This is a genomic window from Pedobacter sp. N36a (assembly GCF_014472395.1).
Lineage (GTDB): Bacteria > Bacteroidota > Bacteroidia > Sphingobacteriales > Sphingobacteriaceae > Pedobacter.
Genome location: NZ_JACSZW010000004.1, coordinates 232,946 through 251,802, shown reverse-complemented (window position 1 = coordinate 251,802; position 18,857 = coordinate 232,946). Strand labels below are relative to the sequence as shown.

The window sequence follows — 18,857 nt, the reverse complement described above, 5'->3', positions numbered from 1 at the left end:
GCTATAGGGGGGTAAATGTAGGGGCAGGTTGTTGAAAGCTATAGTTGATGCCTTCGGGGTTGCTGATCAGGTCAGCTAGCAGGTTATCAATTTGGGCATGGACCACATTGGGCATGCAGATGATGTGCGAAAGGCCGTTTTCTGAGGCCAGCTGCCACTTCTGACAAATCCATTTGGATGGGGCAGGAAAAACTACCGTAATCGCATTTGGATTGCTCCAGGCCTCTATTCCCAGGTCTTTCAATTTAGCTTCGGCATAAGCAGCAACACTCAGACTGTGAATGGCTCTGTCTTTCAGGCCTTTTAAGCCTAGTTTTTTTAACGTATACCATAGGAATAGTGGCGTATGTCCATTTCTAGAGCCAGTAATCGTGGTATCTACGCTTCCAATGTAATCAATGGAGCGTGCAATCCTGTCGCGATTGGTTTTTTTGACAATCACTAAGCCGCAGGGCATTGGTGAACCCAAAAATTTATGTCCGCTGATGGCGATACTGTCCGCACCATCTGCAAAATCAAAAGCTGGACGAGGCTCAATAAATGCACTGTAGCTTCCGGATAAAGCACCGTCCGCATGGATATAATGGTTTTTTATCGCCAGATTTCTCAGTATACCTTTGATCTTTTTCACATCATCCCTCGCTTCGGTCATCGTGGTGCCAATATTGGCAAAAATCACAACCGGCAGGTGCCTGTTCATCAAAAGGCTATTGTGTAAATCCTCATAATCCATTTCGCCATTCTCCTGAGAACGAATTGCAATATTTGGCATGTTGAGCAGTAACAAGTTCTTTTGTACACTATAATGTGTGGCATCAGAATAATAGACCATTGCTTTAGGATACAGTTCTCTGGCCAGATAAAGACCGTATAAATTGCCTTCAGAGCCTCCATTGGTTACATATCCCCACCAATTTTCGGTAGGGGCACGAAATAAATTCGCGAAAAATTCGATCACTTCCCGTTCCATTTCCCTGGTATCCACTGCATACGTAGATTCCGTAAAAGGATCTCCGAGGTTATTGATCGGATATTGCAGGAAAGGCAGCAGATCGGTGTAGTCAAAATCTTTAGAAACCGGGTAGCCCAGGAACAAACGCGTCCTGTTCTGCACTTTTTCATAGAGTTCTGATAATCTTTTATTATCCTCGATTGAAAGGTTAAAGTCCATAGTTCTAATAGGTGGTTCAGACTGCAAATTTAGATATCTCCATTTGATTGGTCTTTAAAATGATTAATTTTAGAAAATAAACACTTAATTTTGACGTTATGTAGTTTTATTCAACTTAATGAGCCGAAATTACTGTAGAAATTAGAAAAACTAAACTAGATGGAGCAGTTCGATAAAATGGATCAGCGCATATTAAATGCGCTACAGCAGAATGCAAGGCTAAATACAAAAGAGATTGCGCATAAAGTAGGGCTGACCGTGACGCCAACTTATGAGCGTTTGAAAAAGATTGAAAAGTCTGGAGTAATCAAAAATTATGTGACCTTACTGGATCGGGAAAAGATTGGAAAAACGCTGGCCGCGTTTTGTAACGTGACCTTGCAGGTGCATTCGCTGCCCTTGCTGAAAAAGTTCGAAGCTGCTATGACAAAGCTGGACGAAGTGATGGAATGTTACCATGTCGCCGGTACTTACGATTACCTCTTGAAAGTTGTAGTGAAAGATATGAGTAAATATCAGGATTTTTTAACGAATAAGCTGGCCGCAATTGATAACATTGCCAACGTAAACAGTTTGTTTGTGATGACGGAAATCAAGCACAATACTGCGTATACCATTGATCAATAAAGGACTATTTCAGCTTTTCGTTGTTCTGATGACGGTCGGTGTCGCGGATGGTTTTTTTAACCAGGTTTTTCTCTAAAGCGCTGGTCAGGTCGATGCCGGTTTGATTGGCCAGGCAGATCAGGACAAACAATACGTCGGCCATCTCATCGCCAAGGTCTACCGCTTCATCACTTTTTTTGAAAGACTGTTCGCCATATTTTCTGGACATGATTCTAGCCACTTCACCCACTTCTTCCATCAGGATCGCGGTATTGGTGAGTTCATTGAAATAACGGATCCCTGTTTTATTGATCCACTGGTCTACGGTTTCCTGGGCTTCGGCTATCGTCATGTTATTCTTTATTTTTAGTATCTATCATAATGGTGACAGGACCATCATTGGTTAAACTGATCTTCATATCTGCACCAAAAATCCCTGTTTGAATCTCTTTTTGTAGAAGCGAAGAGAGTTTGGCAATCATTTTTTCGTATAAAGGGGTAGCTTTGTCAGGTCTGGCTGCTCTGGTAAAACCAGGCCTATTGCCTTTTTTTGTGGAAGCAAAGAGGGTAAACTGACTGATCAGGAGAATGTTTCCATCGACATCAGCAAGGGATTTATTCATTTGGTCATTTTCATCGCCAAAGATCCTCATATTGACAATCTTCTGGCTAAGCCAATCCAGGTCTTCAGTAGTATCCGTATCTTCAATACCTAATAACACCAAAAAACCAGTATCAATGCTACCAGTTGTTGCTCCTTCTACTACACAGCCGGCTTCCGTAACTCTTTGTATAATTGCTCTCATCGTTGTTTAAAACCGGGATTAAGCGCGGGTTTCGTTGCCATGGTAAATACTCAGGTAACTTTCGTACCTGCTGATTTCAATTTCTCCATCTTCTACCGCTTTGATGACGGCACAGCCTGGCTCATTGACATGGCGACAATTATTGAACTTACATTTGTTCATTAAGGCACGCATTTCTCTGAAATAATGCCCTAGTTCTTCTGGCCTGATGTCAAAAATACCCAATTCCCTGATGCCTGGAGTATCAATCAGGTAGCCACCGAAAGGTAAAACATGCATTTCTGCAAAAGTGGTGGTATGTTGCCCTTTATCACTTGCTTCAGAGATTTCTCCGGTTTTGATGTGTCTATCTGGAAGCAGGGCATTGATCAGACTTGATTTTCCTACTCCGGAATGTCCAGAAAATAGGGTGGTTTTGTCTTTTAATAAGCTTTCTATTTGTGGGATATTGGTACCTTCCAATGCGGATACCGTATAACATGGATATCCGATATTTTCATAAATATGCTTGTATTCTTCTAAGACCGCCAGTCCGTCTTCATTAAACAAATCCAGTTTATTGAAAATTAATACTGCAGGAATGCGATAGGCCTCGGCGGTAGCCAGAAAACGATCAATAAAGCCTAAAGAAGTTCTTGGTGAAACCAGGGTAACGACCAAAAATGCCTGGTCCATATTGGCGGCAATAATCTGTGCCTGCTTGGAAAGGTTGATGGATTTACGGATGATATAATTATTACGTTCGTGTAATTTATGAATCACCCCATTTTCCGAATTTGGCTCCAGCTCAAAGTCTACCTGATCGCCAACGGCAATAGGGTTGGTAGTTTGAATGCCCTTGATGCGGAACTTCCCTTTAATACGGCAGTCGTATCTATTGCCGTCTTCCGCTTGTACCTGATACCAGCTTCCTGTTGATTTTATGACTAATCCTTGCATATTGTGGCGTAAAGGTAAGAAAATGTTTGCCGGGAATCAGCGTCTGCAATTGCTTAGCTTGCGCTTTCCGAAAAATGCGTTTAAATTTTAACATCTTAAGGCTGAGATAAACACCTTCCTGCTTTTTACCTTTTACTCGCAATATTATTAAAATTCAAGCAAATATTTAGGTAATCATTTGTTAATTAGAAAAATATAACTTTACTTTACGCCGCAGCACACTAAGTGTATAATGTACAATGTTTAATAATTCAACCATTATTTCCATTATTATTACCACCGGGATATCTCGGAGGGAGGATAGCTAATGGGTATAAAATACTAAAAATAAAAACCACAAAAAGCGCCTTCCTCTAATCGGGGAAGGCGCTTTTTTTTAACCTAAAACTATGAACATATTAAAATTTGGAGGTACATCTGTTGGTTCCGTAGAAAGCATCACTGCTTTACTGGGAATTTTGAAGGAGCCGCAAAGCGCTGAAAATCCGATTGTCGTCTTATCTGCCATGAGCGGGGTAACCAATGCCCTGGTCGAAATGGCAGAAAACGCGGGAAAAGGGAAGATTTATGGGGAGGAATTGAGTGCTATTGAAAAGAAACATTTTGAAGTGATCCGTGCCTTATTGCCAGCAAGTGCACAGAATCCGGTACTCACCAAGCTAAAAATCTATTTTAATGAGCTGGAAGATATTTTGCAGTCGGTCTATAACCTGAGAGAACTTAGCCTGCAAACGAAAGACCTAATATTGAGTTACGGAGAGCGTTGCTCGGCAGTAATGGTAAGCCATATCGCCAAACAAACTTTTCCGAATGCCTTATATGTTGATGGTTCTGAACTCATGAAAACAGACCAGAACTACGGACAAGCGAAGGTGAATACCTACCTCACAGAAAGTTTAATCAAGGATTTTTATGAGTCAAATGCCGATAAATTATTATTCGTAACTGGTTTCATTGCCAGTAATGATGAAGGAAGAATCACCACTTTAGGAAGAGGAGGAAGTGACTATACCGCCGCCATCTGGGGTTCTGCCTTGAATGCAGCCGAAATCCAGGTCTGGACAGATGTGGACGGAATGATGACTGCTGATCCAAGAATGGTGAAAAAAGCTTTTTCTCTTGCGGAATTGAGCTATACTGAAGCCATGGAGCTTTCTTATTTTGGCGCCAAAGTGATTTATCCGCCAACGATGATCCCTGCGTTTTTAAAGCGCATTCCTATTGTGATCAAAAATACATTCAATGTAGATTTTCCCGGTACTTATATCAAACATGGCGCGGGAACTTCAAAATTGCCGATCAAAGGAATTTCTTCTATTGATGAGATCAGCGTATTGAACCTTTCCGGTAGTGGAATGGTTGGAAAAGCAGGGTTTAGCGGTCGTTTGTTCTCTTTACTTTCTCGCGAACAGATCAATGTGATCCTCATTACACAGTCTTCGTCGGAGCATAGCATTACTTTTGCGGTGAAGCCGGGCGATGCGCTAAAGGCATTGTCGCTCATCAATAAAGAGTTTGAATTGGAATTACAGGCAAGAAAATTGGAATATCCGGAAGTAGAAAACGGGCTTGCAGCATTGGCTATTGTTGGCGAAAACATGAAACGTACTCCTGGAATGTCAGGAAAGCTGTTCCATGCTTTAGGCAGAAATGGGGTTAATGTGAGAGCAATTGCACAGGGTTCGTCGGAATACAACATCTCTGTGATCATCTCTAAACCGGATTTGTCGAAAGCTGTAAATGCGGTGCATGATGCTTTTTATGCGAATCTGAAAAGAACACTCCCTATTTTTTGCCTGGGAACAGGGAATATTGGTAAGACTTTATTCACACAGCTGGAAGCACAAATGAATTTCCTTGCTACGAACAATGACCTTCAGGTGAAAGTAATGGGCGTTTGTAATTCCCGTAAAATGTACCTGAATATAGATGGAATAGCCTTAAGCAATTGGGAAGAAGTGCTGGAAAGCGAGGGTGAACCTGCAGATCTACCGCTTTTCATCAAAAAGATGAAAGCGATGAACCTGCCAAATTGTGTGTTCGTAGACAATACCGCTAGTCATAATCCAATTCAGTTTTACAAGGATGTGCTGCAATCCAGCATTTCTGTGGTGACCTGTAATAAGATTGGTAATTCTGCGGATTATGAGCAATATGCCGCTTTTAAACAGGCTGCGAGGACTTATGGCGTAGATTTTCATTACGAAACCAATGTGGGTGCTGGCCTGCCAATCATCCGTACTTTAAAAGATCTGATGATGAGCGGCGACCGGATTCACCGCATCGAAGCCATTTTATCGGGTACCATCTCTTATATTTTTAACAATTATACCGGTGATAAATTGTTTCATGAAGTGGTGAAAGAAGCACAGGATAAAGGCTATACTGAACCGGATCCTAGAGACGATTTGAACGGTAAAGACTTTATGCGTAAAATGTTGATTCTGGCACGTGATGCCGGTTATCCACTGGAAGAATCAGAGATTACGATTGAGAGTATGTTGCCTCCGGCTTGTCTGGCAGCCGCAACAGTGGCTGATTTTTATCAGGAACTGGAAAACAATACCGAGTATTTTGAAAAGTTAAAAAAACAAGCAGCAGCGGATAAAAAAGTGCTGCGTTATATTGGAAAACTGGAAGAAGGAAAAGTGGAAATCACCTTGCAAATGGTGGATGACAGCCATCCTTTTTACATGTTATCTGGTAGTGACAATATCATTTCATTTACCACCGACCGTTACAAAGACCGTCCATTGGTAGTTAAAGGCCCTGGCGCAGGTGCCGAAGTGACTGCGGCAGGTGTTTTCGCTGATATTATAAACGTTGGTAAACGATGAGAGAATCTATAAAAGTTTTTGCCCCGGCTACAGTAGCCAATGTGGTTTGTGGTTATGATGTATTGGGTTTTGCCGTGAATGAACCCGGCGATGAAGTGATCATGAAATTGACAGGTGGTTCAGGAATTACCATTACCAAAATCACGGGTGACGATGGGCGTTTGCCACTTGATCCGAAGAAAAATACGGTGAGCGCCAGTGTGCAGCATTACCTAAATCATATTGGGAAACCAGATACCGGGATAGAAATTGAATTGCATAAGAAAATGCCGATTGGCAGTGGATTGGGTTCCAGCTCTGCCAGTACGGTAGCAGGATTGTTCGCGGTAAATAACTTATTCGATAGTTTATTGACCAATAAAGAATTGGTGCCTTTTGCCATGAAAGGTGAGGAACTGGCTTGCGGGTATGGTCATGCGGATAATGTAGCCCCAGCCTTATTGGGTGGTTTTGTACTGATCAGAAGTTACGAACCTTTAGACATCATTAGCCTACCGCATCCTGAAGATTTGTATGCGGCCATTGTGTATCCGGAAGTGGATGTGCCTACTAAAGATGCTCGACAAATGATTCGTTCCAAAGTATTATTGAAAGATGCGGTAACGCAGTGGGGGAATGTCGCAGGTTTGGTGAGCGGTTTGTTTTTAAAAGACCATGACCTGATTGGACGCAGTATGACGGATATTCTGGTAGAACCTACCCGCTCTATTCTAATTCCTGATTTCTATAAGATGAGGTCTCTGGCTTTGAAAGCCGGCGCGATCGGATTCGGAATTTCCGGTTCAGGCCCTTCTGTTTTCGCTTTAACAAAAGATGAAACCACTGCAAGTGCAATCACCCAAAAACTACAGCAGCATTTAAAAGGAATCGGCATCAACAGCCTTTCTTTTGTATCCTCCGTAAATCAAAAAGGTCCTGTTATTCTAGATTAATCCACATGAAATTATATAGCACAAATAACCACGAACTAAATGTTGACTTTCCAACGGCTGTTTTTAACAGTATGCCTTTGGATAAAGGCTTGTATATGCCGGTAAATGTTCCTTTATTAGATCAACAGTTTATTGAAAATATCCATAAATATAGTATGCCGGAGATCGCTTTTAAAGTGGCTTCGACCTTATTGGATGGGGCAATTCCTTTGGATGATCTAAAGAAAATCGTGGACGAAACCATCAGTTTTGATGCTCCGGTGGTAGAATTGGAAGCAGACACCTATGTTTTAGAACTGTTTCACGGGCCTTCATTGGCCTTTAAGGATTTTGGTGCGCGTTTCATGAGTAGAATCATGGCCTATTTCTTAAAGGATGGGGAGCAATTGTTGGATGTGTTAGTGGCTACTTCCGGAGATACCGGGGGAGCAGTAGCACTGGGCTTCCTTGGCGTGGCCAATACAAGGGTCACCATCCTATATCCTAAGGGAAAAGTAAGTGAGATTCAGGAATTACAGCTTTGCACCAATGGCCATAACATCCATGCGATAGAAGTAGATGGCACCTTTGATGATTGTCAGCATTTAGTAAAACAGGCATTCGCCGATGCGGAATTGAATGAGAGATTACGCTTAACCTCTGCAAATTCGATCAATATCGCCAGGTTGATTCCACAGACTTTTTATTATTTTAATGCCTGGGCGAGATTGCGCAGAGCAGGTAAAAAGGAAGTGGTTTTCGCTGTGCCCAGCGGAAATTTCGGAAATATTGCAGCAGGATTGCTAGCTTATAAAATGGGCTTGCCGGTGAAACAATTTATCGCTGCCACGAATGTAAATGATACTATTCCGCGCTTCCTAAAAACCGGAGTTTATGAGACGAGGCCATCCATACAGACTTATGCGAATGCAATGGATGTAGGTGCACCAAGCAATTGGGTGCGGATTATGGATCTTTTCAAACAAGATGTGGAAGCCTTGAAGCAGCTTTTGAAAAGCAACACTTATACCGATGAGCAAACTTTGGCTGGGATTCAATCCATTTATGATCAATATGGCTATATCGCCTGTCCACATACCGCGATTGCTGCACTGGCTTTGGCAGACTATAAAAAAGAAAACCCAGAGGAAAATGCTGCAGGTATATTTTTATCGACAGCTCATGCCTGTAAATTTCCAGATGTATTTTCAGCAGAACTTGCTGCAAAGATCATGATTCCAGCTTCCGTACAGGAACTGGATTTAAAGACCAAACATGCAGAAAAAATGGATAAGGATTATAGTTCATTTAGGTACTACCTGACTACTTTTTATGAAAACGCATAATTGCAATGTCGCCCATCATGAAATTCAGGGTACTGTCATTCACTGAATAACTGCTGGTTTTTTTTAACATTTCCATAAAGATGGCCTCTCCTTCACCGGGACAGGCCATTTTTGTCATGGCCATCGGATGAGTGAAATTGATGGTAGTGTCATCCGCCACTAAAGCACCGGAAAAAGAATTACAGCTGGTATTGCCGCTTACCTTCTTATTGGTAATGTCAAAGGTCAGGGTTGGTTTCTTTGCTGGATACAATCCGTTGAAAGCGATTCTAGGGCCAGAAATGAAATTCAACTCCCAACTTCCTCCTAACTCTGACAGGCCACCGTTTCCTATTGTTCCAGGTTTTAACGTGGTACATGCAGCGAAAGTACTGGTCATGACCATTGCCAATAAGATGATTCTTTTCATAGCCTTACGTATTTAATGATAGCCGAAAGGTACAAAGAGTATTCCAAAAAATACCTATCGGCGATCTTGAAGGGCTAAAACACTGCGTTGGCGATCTTTTTAGTCGGCTCTGGGTTCCCCATCGTGTAGAAGTGAAGTACTGGTGCGCCCATTTCTTTCAGCTCTTTACATTGATGGATCATCCATTCGATTCCTACTTCTTTTACGTCTTTTTCGGACTTGCAGGATTGGATCGCTTCGCTCAATTCAATAGGAATGTCCAGATGGAAAATCTTTGGTAAACTGATCAGCTGTTTGCTGCTGGTAATTGGTTTAAGTCCAGGGATAATAGGGACATTAATCCCGTTTTCACGACATTTATCTACCAGTGCTTTGTATTTTTTGTTGTCAAAAAACATTTGGGTAACGATGAAATCAGCACCCAGATCTACCTTATGTTTTAAGTATTTGAAGTCGGTATCCAGGTTTGGCGACTCATAATGCTTCTCTGGGTATCCGGCTACTCCGATACAGAAATCCGTCTTCTCAGAGTTCTCCATGTCATCGTGCAGATAACGGCCATTGTTCATGTCTACCACATGTTGTAACAATTCTGAAGCATAAGCATGGCCATCAGGTGTTGGGATGAAAGCATTGTCGCTTTTTCGGGCATCACCGCGTAATGCCAGGACATTATCAATGCCGAGGAACTGAAGATCAATCAATGCATTCTCTGTTTCATCCTTGGTAAAACCACCACAGATCAAATGAGGAACTGCATCTACTTTGTATTTGTTCATAATCGCCGCACAGGTCGCCACTGTACTCGGACGTTTCCGGTAAGCGACTTTTTCCAGCAGGCCATTTGCATGTTGTTTGTAGATGTAATCTTCTCTCAAATAGGTCACATCAATAAAAGGAGGGTTGAATTCCATTAAAGGATCGATGGCGTCAAAGATTCCTTTGATGCTTTGTCCTTTTATAGGTGGCAGGAGCTCAAATGAGAAAAGGGTTTTTCCTTTTGCGTTGCTGATATGGTCTACGATCTTCATTAAATATTGCTTGTTAGGTCTCGTTATCTGTTATTTAGTAAGCCAGGTTAGGGCTTAGCCATCTTTCCACTTCTTCCAGTGGCATGTCTTTTCTGGTCGCATATTCTTCGACTTGATCTTTGGTGATTTTACCTAATCCGAAATATCTGGATTGCGGGTGTGCGAAATAGAAACCACTTACCGCTGCGGTAGGGTACATGGCATAGCTTTCAGTCAGGCGAAGGCCGATTCTGTTTTCGGCATCCAGCAATTCGAAAAGTGTTCCTTTTTCACTGTGCTCCGGGCAGGCAGGATAGCCTGGTGCTGGACGAATTCCTGCGTATTCTTCTTTAATCAGGTCTTCATTGCTCAGTTTTTCATCTTTTGCATAGCCCCAGTAATCTTTACGTACCAGCTCGTGCATTCTTTCAGCGAAGGCTTCCGCAAGCCTGTCGGCCAATGCTTTTGCCATGATGCTATTGTAATCGTCGTAGTTGGCTTCAAATTCAGCGACCAGTTCATCGCAGCCGATACCTGTAGTTACGGCAAATCCTCCGAAGTAATCGGCAACACCTGATTCTTTTGGTGCTAGAAAGTCGGATAATGCATAATAAGGTTCTCCGGCCATTTTTTCCGCCTGCTGGCGAAGAGTGTGGATGGTCACTTCTTTACCACCCTCCACCTCTAGTATGATGTCATCGCCAACGGTATTTGCAGGCCAGAATCCAATCACACCTTTGGCGGTCAATAATTTCTCGTCTACAATTCGTTTCAATAAGGTCTGCGCATCAGCGAATAGTTTTTTTGCTTCATCACCAACAGATTTGTCATTGAAGATTTTTGGGTAACTGCCGCGCAATTCCCAGGTGTGGAAGAATGGTGTCCAGTCGATATAAGGAACCAGATCCTCCAATGGATAATCTTCAAATACCTTTGTTCCGGTAAATGCAGGAGAAGGAGCTACTAGATCCAGGTCGATTTGAAACTGGTCTTTTCTAGCGTCTTCTATAGTTTTATAGCGTTTATCGGAGCGTTTGTTTAAATGCGCTTCTCTTGCTTTATCATACTCTTGTTTAATGCCCTCAATATAAGCACCTCTTGTTTCCGGGTTCATTAAAGTACTGCACACGGTTACACTTCTGGAAGCATCCAAAACGTGTATAGCAGGGCCTGAATAGTTTGGCGCTACTTTTACCGCGGCATGGATTCTGGAAGTCGTTGCACCACCGATAATCAATGGAATGGTAAATCCTTCACGTTCCATTTCTTTGGCGAAATGCACCATTTCATCTAGAGAAGGGGTAATTAAACCACTCAGACCGATGATGTCAGCATTGATTTCTTTTGCTTTTTGGATGATAGTTTGTGCGGGTACCATCACACCCATATCTACGATTTCGAAGTTATTACATGCCAATACTACGCCTACAATGTTTTTACCGATGTCGTGGACGTCGCCTTTTACGGTGGCCATTAAGATTCTTCCTGCAGAAGAGCTGGTATTTCCATCTGGGTTGTCCAGTTTTTCCTGTTCAATGAATGGAAGGAGGTAAGCAACCGCCTTTTTCATTACCCTGGCAGACTTTACCACCTGTGGCAGGAACATTTTTCCGGCACCAAAAAGGTCTCCAACGATATTCATTCCATCCATTAAAGGACCTTCGATCACGTGGATTGGCTTTGGATATTTTTGTCTGGCTTCCTCTACGTCGGCATCCAGGTATTCAATAATTCCTTTGACAAGGGAATGAGAAAGACGTTCTTCCACACTTGTTTTTCTCCATTCTTCATCTCTAACGATCTCTTTACCTTTAGATTTGATGGTTTCGGCAAATTCTACCAGGCGTTCTGTGGCATCTTCTCTGCGGTTCAGCAGCACATCTTCCACACGTTCTAATAATTCTGGTGGAATTTCCTGGTAAACTTCCAGCATCCCTGCGTTTACAATCCCCATGTCCAGGCCTGCTTTAATGGCGTGGTACAGGAAGGCAGAGTGCATCGCTTCCCTCACGGTGTTGTTTCCGCGGAAAGAGAAGGAAATGTTAGATACTCCGCCGCTTACTTTAGCATGAGGCAGGTTTTCTTTGATCCAGCGTGTCGCATTGATAAAATCTACGGCATAGTTGTTATGTTCTTCCAGACCGGTTGCGACGGTGAGGATATTCGGGTCAAATATGATGTCTTGCGCAGGGAAACCTACTTCGTCTACTAAAATATCGTAAGAGCGTTTACAGATTTCTTTTCTACGTTCAAAATTATCGGCTTGTCCTTGTTCGTCAAATGCCATCACGACTACAGCTGCGCCGTAATTCATGATCTTTTTAGCACTCTCAATGAATTTTTCCGGTCCTTCTTTCAGAGAGATAGAGTTCACGATTCCTTTTCCTTGCAAACATTTCAGTCCAGCTTCAATTACTGACCATTTTGAAGAATCGACCATGATAGGCAGCTTGGAAATGTCCGGCTCTGAAGCAATCAGGTTCAGGAATTTTACCATTGCTGCTTCACCGTCCAACATTCCTTCGTCCATGTTGACGTCGATGATCTGTGCACCACCTTCTACCTGCTGACGGGCAACAGTTAGTGCAGCTTCATAATCACCTCCTAAAATCAGCTTGGAGAATTTCGGAGATCCAGTAATGTTGGTACGTTCCCCGATATTTACGAAAATGCTTTCCGGGGTAACGGTAACGGCTTCTAGTCCGCTTAAGCGCAAATATGGAGGGACGGTAGGAATTTTTCTTGGTGTTACTTTTTTCGCTTTTGCAGCGATACATGCGATGTGTTCCGGTGTAGTGCCACAGCAGCCACCTACAATATTTACGAAGCCATGCTGGATGAAATCTTCCACAAGGTGGGCGGTTTCGTGTGGCATTTCGTCGTAAGCACCGAATTCGTTAGGTAATCCTGCGTTTGGATAGGCAGAAACGTAACAAGTGGCTTTTGCAGAAAGCTCTTCAATGTGCGGCCTCATGTCTTTGGCGCCTAAAGCACAATTGAACCCGATGCTAATGGGGTCGGCATGGATCACAGAGTTTAGGAATGCTTCTACCGTTTGTCCGGATAAAGTTCTTCCTGAAGCATCGGTAATGGTTCCAGAGATCATGATCTCTATCTTTTTGCCGATTTCTTTCTCGTATTTTTTGATGGAAAATATAGCCGCTTTCGCATTCAGGGTATCGAAAATGGTCTCGATTAACAAGACATCAGAACCACCGTCTACCAATCCACGTACTTGCTGATCATAAGCCGATACCAATTCATCAAAGGTCAGGGCCCTGTATCCAGGGTCGTTCACATCTGGTGAAAGGGAAAGTGTTCTATTGGTTGGGCCTACAGCACCTGCAACGAAGGATCTGCGATCCGGGTTAGCAGCCATAAATTCGTCTACTGCCTCACGTGCTACTTTGGCACCAGCGAAACTCATTTCATAGTCCAGCTCTTCCATCTGGTAATCTGCCAGGGAAATGCGCTGTGTACTAAAAGTATTGGTTTCAATAATATCTGCACCGGCTTTTAAGTATTCGGTGTGTATTGCTTTGATAATATCAGGACGGGTCAGGTTTAACAAGTCGTTATTTCCTTTCACATCACAAGGGTGATCTTTAAATCTTTCGCCTCTAAAATCTTCTTCTGTCAGGATGTAACGCTGGATCATGGTACCCATGGCTCCGTCAATAATTAATATGCGTTTCTCTAACTCTGCTCTAATGTTCATTTTTTTATATCTCCGGGTAAGGCCTGGGTAAAAGATCACCGCTGAGGAATATCCTGTCGATTACTGTTTTACACGCAGTTAAAAAGCTTATTGAAAAGTCCGGTATCAGGTCGACTTTAACTTATCTTTCGGGTACCAATGGTCCGGTTCCGGTAGAATGTAGCACCTTGTAAGCACAGGTTGCTAAGACATCGCAGGGTCTAATCCCTCCGTCTTTCTCTATAAGCTCTGCAAAAGTGCAACAAAGAAAAATCATTTCCAAAAAAACAGCGGTTAAAGCATATAATATTGCAATAGTCTGGGGTATTGTAGGTCAGTTCGGAATAATATTCTGAATGTCTACAGCTTTCTATTTCAAATGGGTTGAATTTCTCCAGAGGGTTTATCCCGGTAATGTAATACATGCTTATTGTTAAATTAATTAATTCTATGTATTTTGGAAGTCATAACCACTAAACAAACTAAAATAAAAAACTATGAAAAAATGCTCTTTTTTATTCTCAGTCTTATGTGTTGTAGGAATGTCGGCCTTTGGCCAAACTATTGTTAATGTAGATGAACCTGAGTACATTGGCGAAGCGGTGAGTATTTCTGCCGAAAATGTCGCTACGCCATTGGAAAAGCAAAGTGTAAAGATCCAAACTAAAGCAGGAGCTTCAGTTTACCTGGTTGGAATTGGTAAAGTGAAATCTAAAATGGTCATTGAAGGAGGTTCTTCTCCTGTATTAATGAAGGCAGGTGATCCTTTAACTTTTGTCGTTAAAAGTTTTGATAACAAATCAGATCCTTTGTCTATTATCAGTGTGGTGAAATTCGAAGCCAGTAAGAAAAACCGCAAGTCGGAACTAGTTTCTGCAGGTACTTTCTCTGGAGCTTCTACCAACAATCAGAACTATATTAAGTATCAATCGAAAAAATATAAGGACAGTTCTTATGTACTGAGATTAGATCCAATGGATGTAGGCGAGTACGGTATTATTGTTTCTAACCCCAATGCACTGGCAAACAGTAACGCTATTGTAGCTTGTTTCTCTGTTCAATAGTATTTGTTAATGAACCACAAAAAAGGCTGTCAGATATCTGGCAGCCCTTTTTTGTAATATATTGATCTGGTATTTGAAACCTATAGGTTTTTTATCCTTTATTTTCTGCTTCCGAATATTCTCAATAAGAAAAGGAAGATATTGATAAAGTCAAGGTACAATGATAAAGCACCCATAATGGCTAGTTTTTTACCATCAGCTTGTACGATAGGATCACCACTTTCTTCCAGACCTGCACCGATACGTTTCAGTTTTTGAACATCATAAGCGGTTAAAGCGGTAAAGATGGCTACACCGAAGAAGCTCATTACATAACTGAATGTTGGGCTGCCAAGGAATAAGTTAATGATGCTGGCGATAAATAAGCCGGCTACACCCACCATTAGAATAGGTCCGAATTTAGTTAAATCCACCTCTGTGGTATAACCTAAGAAAGCCATAATTCCGAAGATACCTGCTGCGGCACCAAAACATGCGGCAATAGATCCTGCGGTATATACTAATAGTATAAAGCTTAAACTGATCCCTAATAAGATAGAGAAAAGGGTGAATACACCGATTAAGGCACCATAAGAAAGGCGGCTAAAGCCGGCTCCCATTAGTAAAACCAAGCCTAGTGGTGCAAACATGGCGATATATCCTAAAACTGTTCTTTGTCCGGTTTCGAAGTTGATCAGCTGTCTTAAAGCTGTTTCAGAATTCGAGATGAATAAAGCGGCTATAGTTGATAAACTCAGAGCAATAAACATCCATAAGAATACATTTGCGAAGAATTTCTTAGCAACGACTCCTCTTTCCTGCTCCACAAATACTGTTTTGTGTGCCCATTCGTAATTATTGTTGTTGTCCATTTTTCTTTAAATTTTAATAGTTAAAGGTACTGATTAGTTTACATTCTTACAAAACCTATGCCCCAAGCCTTTTTGTCAGCGTTTCCTCCACTTTCTTGAAAATTTGCAGTGGTTTTAGGGTTCTCCATGCCAAATCGTCAAGCTGACCACCAAAGTTGATGTAGTAATCCAGGTTGGCAGACTTGAATTCTTCGATGACGTGTTCCTGGAAATTGACACCGCAGATCCAGCCATCTTCTACATCCTGGAACCACTCTTCGTAATAGCTGTCTTCTGAGGAATGGAAGTTCAATATGTTTTCTCCGATGAGGATAAACTTGTTGATGCCTTCATCAATGATCAGCTCAAGAATTTCTCTTTTGAGCAGCATGATATCGTTGTCTATGGCATCATTCCATTCTCCGATAAACTCAATAATTGCATAATTCTGGTCGTAATCTGCGTACAATACTTTTATGTAGAGCGTGTTGGAGCCGAAATCATCCCATTGCGGGTGGATTAAAAAATTGTACAGCTGCTTATCAAAATAGAATTCTGAGTATTCGGTGTCATAAAACGGAGAACGCTCATCTTCTGCAGCGATGTAATCGTCGCGCCAGAGGTAGAAAGGTTCGATTTCGTGCATATAATTTCTGTTATTTGCTACCAGCTTCTACAGCTTTACGTACGCTGCCGTAGCGTAAAAGCAAGTCTTCGGCTTTCGCGTAGTCAATGTTTAATTCTTTCATTACCATTTGTGTGCCACGATCCACCAGTTTATGGTTGGTCAGCTGCATGTCCACCATTTTGTTGCCTTTTACACGTCCGAGTTTAATCATGACGGTGGTGCTGAGCATATTTAAGGCTAGTTTTTGTGCAGTTCCAGATTTCATGCGGGTAGAGCCGGTCAGGAATTCTGGTCCTACAACGATTTCTACCGGGAAATCACTTTCTGCGGCAATAGGACCGCCGGCATTGCAGACGATACATCCGGTAAGGACGCCATGTTGTCGTGCGGTGTTTAGCCCTCCTACTACATATGGCGTAGTTCCGGAAGCGGCAAGGCCAATTAAACTGTCTTTTTCATTGATCTCGTATTTCTGCAAGTCGATCCAAGCCTGTTCGGCATCGTCTTCTGCATTTTCAACAGCTCTTCTGATCGCAGTATCGCCGCCGGCAATGATTCCAACTACCCAGTCGAAAGGTACACCAAATGTTGGCGGGCACTCTGAGGCATCTACTACGCCCAAGCGACCGCTAGTTCCTGCACCTATGTAAAATAAGCGGCCACCAGTTTTCATACGTTCCGTAACGGCAACTGCCAGTTTTTCCAGCTGCGGGATTGCTTTTTCCACTGCCAGTGGAACGGTTTGATCTTCTTTGTTGATCCCCTGAAGAATTTCAAGGACAGACATCTGATCGATGTGATGATAGGTGGATTCCTGCTCGGTAACTCTGATCATATTTTTTTTTGTTAAAACTCGGGATTTTCTTTTTAAACGCGAAATATCCGCCTATCATATAGAATCTTCGGGAACAAACCTGCAACATTCTTGTTAATTCCTGTAAAGAGTAAACAATTGTTAATGATTAGGACTTAATTTACTAAATGATAGGGTTATTTTATAACTTTACGCAGCAATAAACCATGAAAAAGACCACCCGAAATCACCTTTTAATCGCGCTTACCTATTCTCTTACTTTGATAGGGGGGATGTTTGTGGGCTATAAGTTTTTAAAAGATCAAGGGTATACGATGCAGAAGCCAATGGCTTACGCAGCGGATAGCAGCAGGAAGGTCGATGAAATCATTCACATCATCAATAAGAACTACGTGGATGAGGTGAATGCAGACAGTTTACACCATTTGCCAATTGATAGTTTACTCCATCAACTGGATCCACACAGTGTTTATTTGCCTCCGGCTAAAGCCAATGAATTTGCGGAAAATTTAGGGGGTAATTTTGAAGGCATTGGGATTGAGTATTATATTTTGAATGATACACTATTGATTACTAATGTAGTCAAAGATGGCCCGGCATTTCTTGCTGGACTTCGCCAGGGGGACAAGATCCTTAAAATTGATACCATATTTGTGAGTGGTCGTGATCTGCCAAGAGAACAAATGATTGGTAAGATCAAAGGGAAAAAGGGAACTGCTGTTAAATTGAGTATTTTACATCCTGGGAGTCCGCAGCCGGTGATGCTCAGCGTAAACCGGGCGAGGGTAAAAGTGAGTAGTATTGACGCGGCTTATATGCTCAATTCGGAAACTGGGTATGTGCGCATCAGCAAGTTTGGTGCAGATACGGATTCCGACTTTGTAGAATCTGTACGTAACCTGAAAGCAAAAGGAATGAAAAAGCTGGTTTTGGACCTCCGCGATAATGGGGGAGGCTACTTGACTGCCGCAACGGGATTGGCGAATCAAATCCTCTCCGAAAACAAACTGATTGTCTATACACAAGGAAAACACGAACCCCGTACCGATTACTTTACGACTGGTGGAGGGGAGTTTGAGCAGGGAAAGCTAGCGATATTGATCAATGAAAATTCGGCTTCTGCCTCGGAAATTCTTGCCGGTGCGGTTCAGGATCTGGATCGTGGGATCATCATAGGACGCCGTTCCTTTGGTAAAGGATTGGTCCAGGAGCAGTTCCCATTTGTGGATGGATCGGCTTTGAATCTAACTATTGCGAGATATTATACCCCATCTGGCAGGAGTATTCAGAAATCTTATAAGAAAGGGTACAATGCCTATCAGAATGAAATTGAAGACCGTTTCAATGATGGGGAGCTGACATCAGAAAATCTAAAGGATAGTTTGAAGAAAAGTAAAGACTTTTTAGGTGGCGGCATCCAGCCGGATATTTATGTGAAAATGGATACTAGTGGCTACAACAGGTTTTATGCGAAGCTGATTGCGAAGAAAGTACTGTTTGATTTTGTATATGACATATTGGGAAATCGTTATACTGCGCCCTTTTTAGAACAAAACCTTGCAACCTTTACCATTAATGATGCAGATTACAAGGATTTGATTAAATATATTCAAAGTAAGAATATTGCCATAGAGCCTAAATTACTACAGGCGGCAAAACCTTTAATCCTGAATGATGTCAAAGTATTGCTTTGTAAATACCACCTGGGAGATGCCGGTTATTACAAAGCGCTCAATATGAGTGATGCAATGGTCAAACAGGCATTATCCAGTTTGCAGTAATTTATAGA

Annotated in this window: 16 protein-coding genes and 1 riboswitch; of the genes, 6 read left to right on the top strand and 10 right to left on the bottom strand. The window is 42.2% G+C overall.

Features of this window, described 5'->3' with window-relative positions; translation table 11 throughout:
* Position 1: 1 nt before the first annotated feature.
* Positions 2-1,171, bottom strand: coding sequence for a histidine decarboxylase (locus H9X96_RS09950; RefSeq protein WP_187666131.1), 1,170 nt, complete (start codon positions 1,169-1,171; stop codon positions 2-4).
* 159 nt (positions 1,172-1,330) lie between these two features.
* Between H9X96_RS09950 and H9X96_RS09945 the strand changes: the two genes are divergently transcribed.
* Positions 1,331-1,798: an Lrp/AsnC family transcriptional regulator gene (locus H9X96_RS09945; RefSeq protein WP_187666130.1), complete on the top strand. Its 468-nt coding sequence runs from the start codon at positions 1,331-1,333 to the stop codon at positions 1,796-1,798.
* Positions 1,799-1,802: 4 nt separating this feature from the next.
* Here H9X96_RS09945 and H9X96_RS09940 read toward each other — a convergent pair whose 3' ends face one another.
* Genes H9X96_RS09940 through rsgA form a run of 3 tightly spaced genes read right to left on the bottom strand, consistent with a single transcriptional unit; the run spans position 1,803 to position 3,522 of the window.
* Positions 1,803-2,129, bottom strand: coding sequence for a nucleotide pyrophosphohydrolase (locus H9X96_RS09940; RefSeq protein ID WP_062546729.1), 327 nt, complete (start codon positions 2,127-2,129; stop codon positions 1,803-1,805).
* A 1-nt stretch (position 2,130) separates the two neighbouring features.
* On the bottom strand, positions 2,131-2,583 hold the full coding sequence (dtd, locus tag H9X96_RS09935) for a D-aminoacyl-tRNA deacylase (protein ID WP_187666129.1): 453 nt from the start codon (positions 2,581-2,583) through the stop codon (positions 2,131-2,133).
* Between the two features lie 18 nt (positions 2,584-2,601).
* A complete protein-coding gene (rsgA, locus tag H9X96_RS09930) occupies positions 2,602-3,522 on the bottom strand; it encodes a ribosome small subunit-dependent GTPase A (RefSeq protein WP_062546731.1) in 921 nt (306 codons plus the stop codon).
* A gap of 389 nt (positions 3,523-3,911) precedes the next feature.
* Between rsgA and thrA the strand changes: the two genes are divergently transcribed.
* Genes thrA through thrC form a run of 3 tightly spaced genes read left to right on the top strand, consistent with a single transcriptional unit; the run spans position 3,912 to position 8,616 of the window.
* Positions 3,912-6,359, top strand: a complete 2,448-nt coding sequence (gene thrA, locus H9X96_RS09925) for a bifunctional aspartate kinase/homoserine dehydrogenase I (protein ID WP_187666128.1) — start codon at positions 3,912-3,914, stop codon at positions 6,357-6,359.
* On the top strand, positions 6,356-7,291 hold the full coding sequence (locus tag H9X96_RS09920) for a homoserine kinase (RefSeq protein WP_187666127.1): 936 nt from the start codon (positions 6,356-6,358) through the stop codon (positions 7,289-7,291). The genes thrA and H9X96_RS09920 overlap by 4 nt, the downstream gene beginning before the upstream one ends.
* 5 nt (positions 7,292-7,296) lie before the next feature.
* Entirely contained in the window at positions 7,297-8,616 is a 1,320-nt protein-coding gene (gene thrC / locus H9X96_RS09915) for a threonine synthase (RefSeq protein ID WP_187666126.1), read from the top strand.
* Here the strand turns inward: thrC and H9X96_RS09910 are convergent.
* The 3 genes from H9X96_RS09910 to metH form a co-directional block, all read right to left on the bottom strand.
* Entirely contained in the window at positions 8,594-9,025 is a 432-nt protein-coding gene (locus H9X96_RS09910; RefSeq protein ID WP_187666125.1) for an META domain-containing protein, read from the bottom strand. The two genes, thrC and H9X96_RS09910, sit on opposite strands and share 23 nt — an antisense overlap.
* A gap of 74 nt (positions 9,026-9,099) precedes the next feature.
* Positions 9,100-10,056 carry a methylenetetrahydrofolate reductase gene (locus H9X96_RS09905; RefSeq protein WP_187666124.1) on the bottom strand — a complete coding sequence of 319 codons (957 nt, stop codon included), beginning with the start codon at positions 10,054-10,056 and terminating at the stop codon, positions 9,100-9,102.
* 34 nt (positions 10,057-10,090) lie between these two features.
* Positions 10,091-13,753: a methionine synthase gene (gene metH / locus H9X96_RS09900; protein ID WP_187666123.1), complete on the bottom strand. Its 3,663-nt coding sequence runs from the start codon at positions 13,751-13,753 to the stop codon at positions 10,091-10,093.
* A gap of 118 nt (positions 13,754-13,871) precedes the next feature.
* Positions 13,872-13,981, bottom strand: a riboswitch (SAM riboswitch).
* Positions 13,982-14,229: 248 nt separating this feature from the next.
* On the opposite strand from metH, the gene H9X96_RS09895 reads away from it, so the two are divergent.
* Positions 14,230-14,796 carry a hypothetical protein gene (locus H9X96_RS09895; RefSeq protein ID WP_187666122.1) on the top strand — a complete coding sequence of 189 codons (567 nt, stop codon included), beginning with the start codon at positions 14,230-14,232 and terminating at the stop codon, positions 14,794-14,796.
* 98 nt (positions 14,797-14,894) lie between these two features.
* Here the strand turns inward: H9X96_RS09895 and H9X96_RS09890 are convergent, their stop codons facing one another.
* Genes H9X96_RS09890 through murQ form a run of 3 tightly spaced genes read right to left on the bottom strand, consistent with a single transcriptional unit; the run spans position 14,895 to position 17,089 of the window.
* Positions 14,895-15,647: a Bax inhibitor-1/YccA family protein gene (locus H9X96_RS09890; protein WP_187666121.1), complete on the bottom strand. Its 753-nt coding sequence runs from the start codon at positions 15,645-15,647 to the stop codon at positions 14,895-14,897.
* A 55-nt stretch (positions 15,648-15,702) separates the two neighbouring features.
* Entirely contained in the window at positions 15,703-16,272 is a 570-nt protein-coding gene (locus H9X96_RS09885; RefSeq protein WP_187666120.1) for a hypothetical protein, read from the bottom strand.
* Positions 16,273-16,282: 10 nt separating this feature from the next.
* On the bottom strand, positions 16,283-17,089 hold the full coding sequence (gene murQ / locus H9X96_RS09880) for an N-acetylmuramic acid 6-phosphate etherase (protein ID WP_187666119.1): 807 nt from the start codon (positions 17,087-17,089) through the stop codon (positions 16,283-16,285).
* A 185-nt stretch (positions 17,090-17,274) separates the two neighbouring features.
* Here murQ and H9X96_RS09875 point away from each other — a divergent pair, with 185 nt between their 5' ends.
* The gene (locus tag H9X96_RS09875) at positions 17,275-18,849 is read left to right on the top strand and encodes a S41 family peptidase (protein WP_187666118.1); all 1,575 of its coding nucleotides are present in this window, start codon (positions 17,275-17,277) and stop codon (positions 18,847-18,849) included.
* The last annotated feature ends 8 nt before the right edge of the window (positions 18,850-18,857 follow it).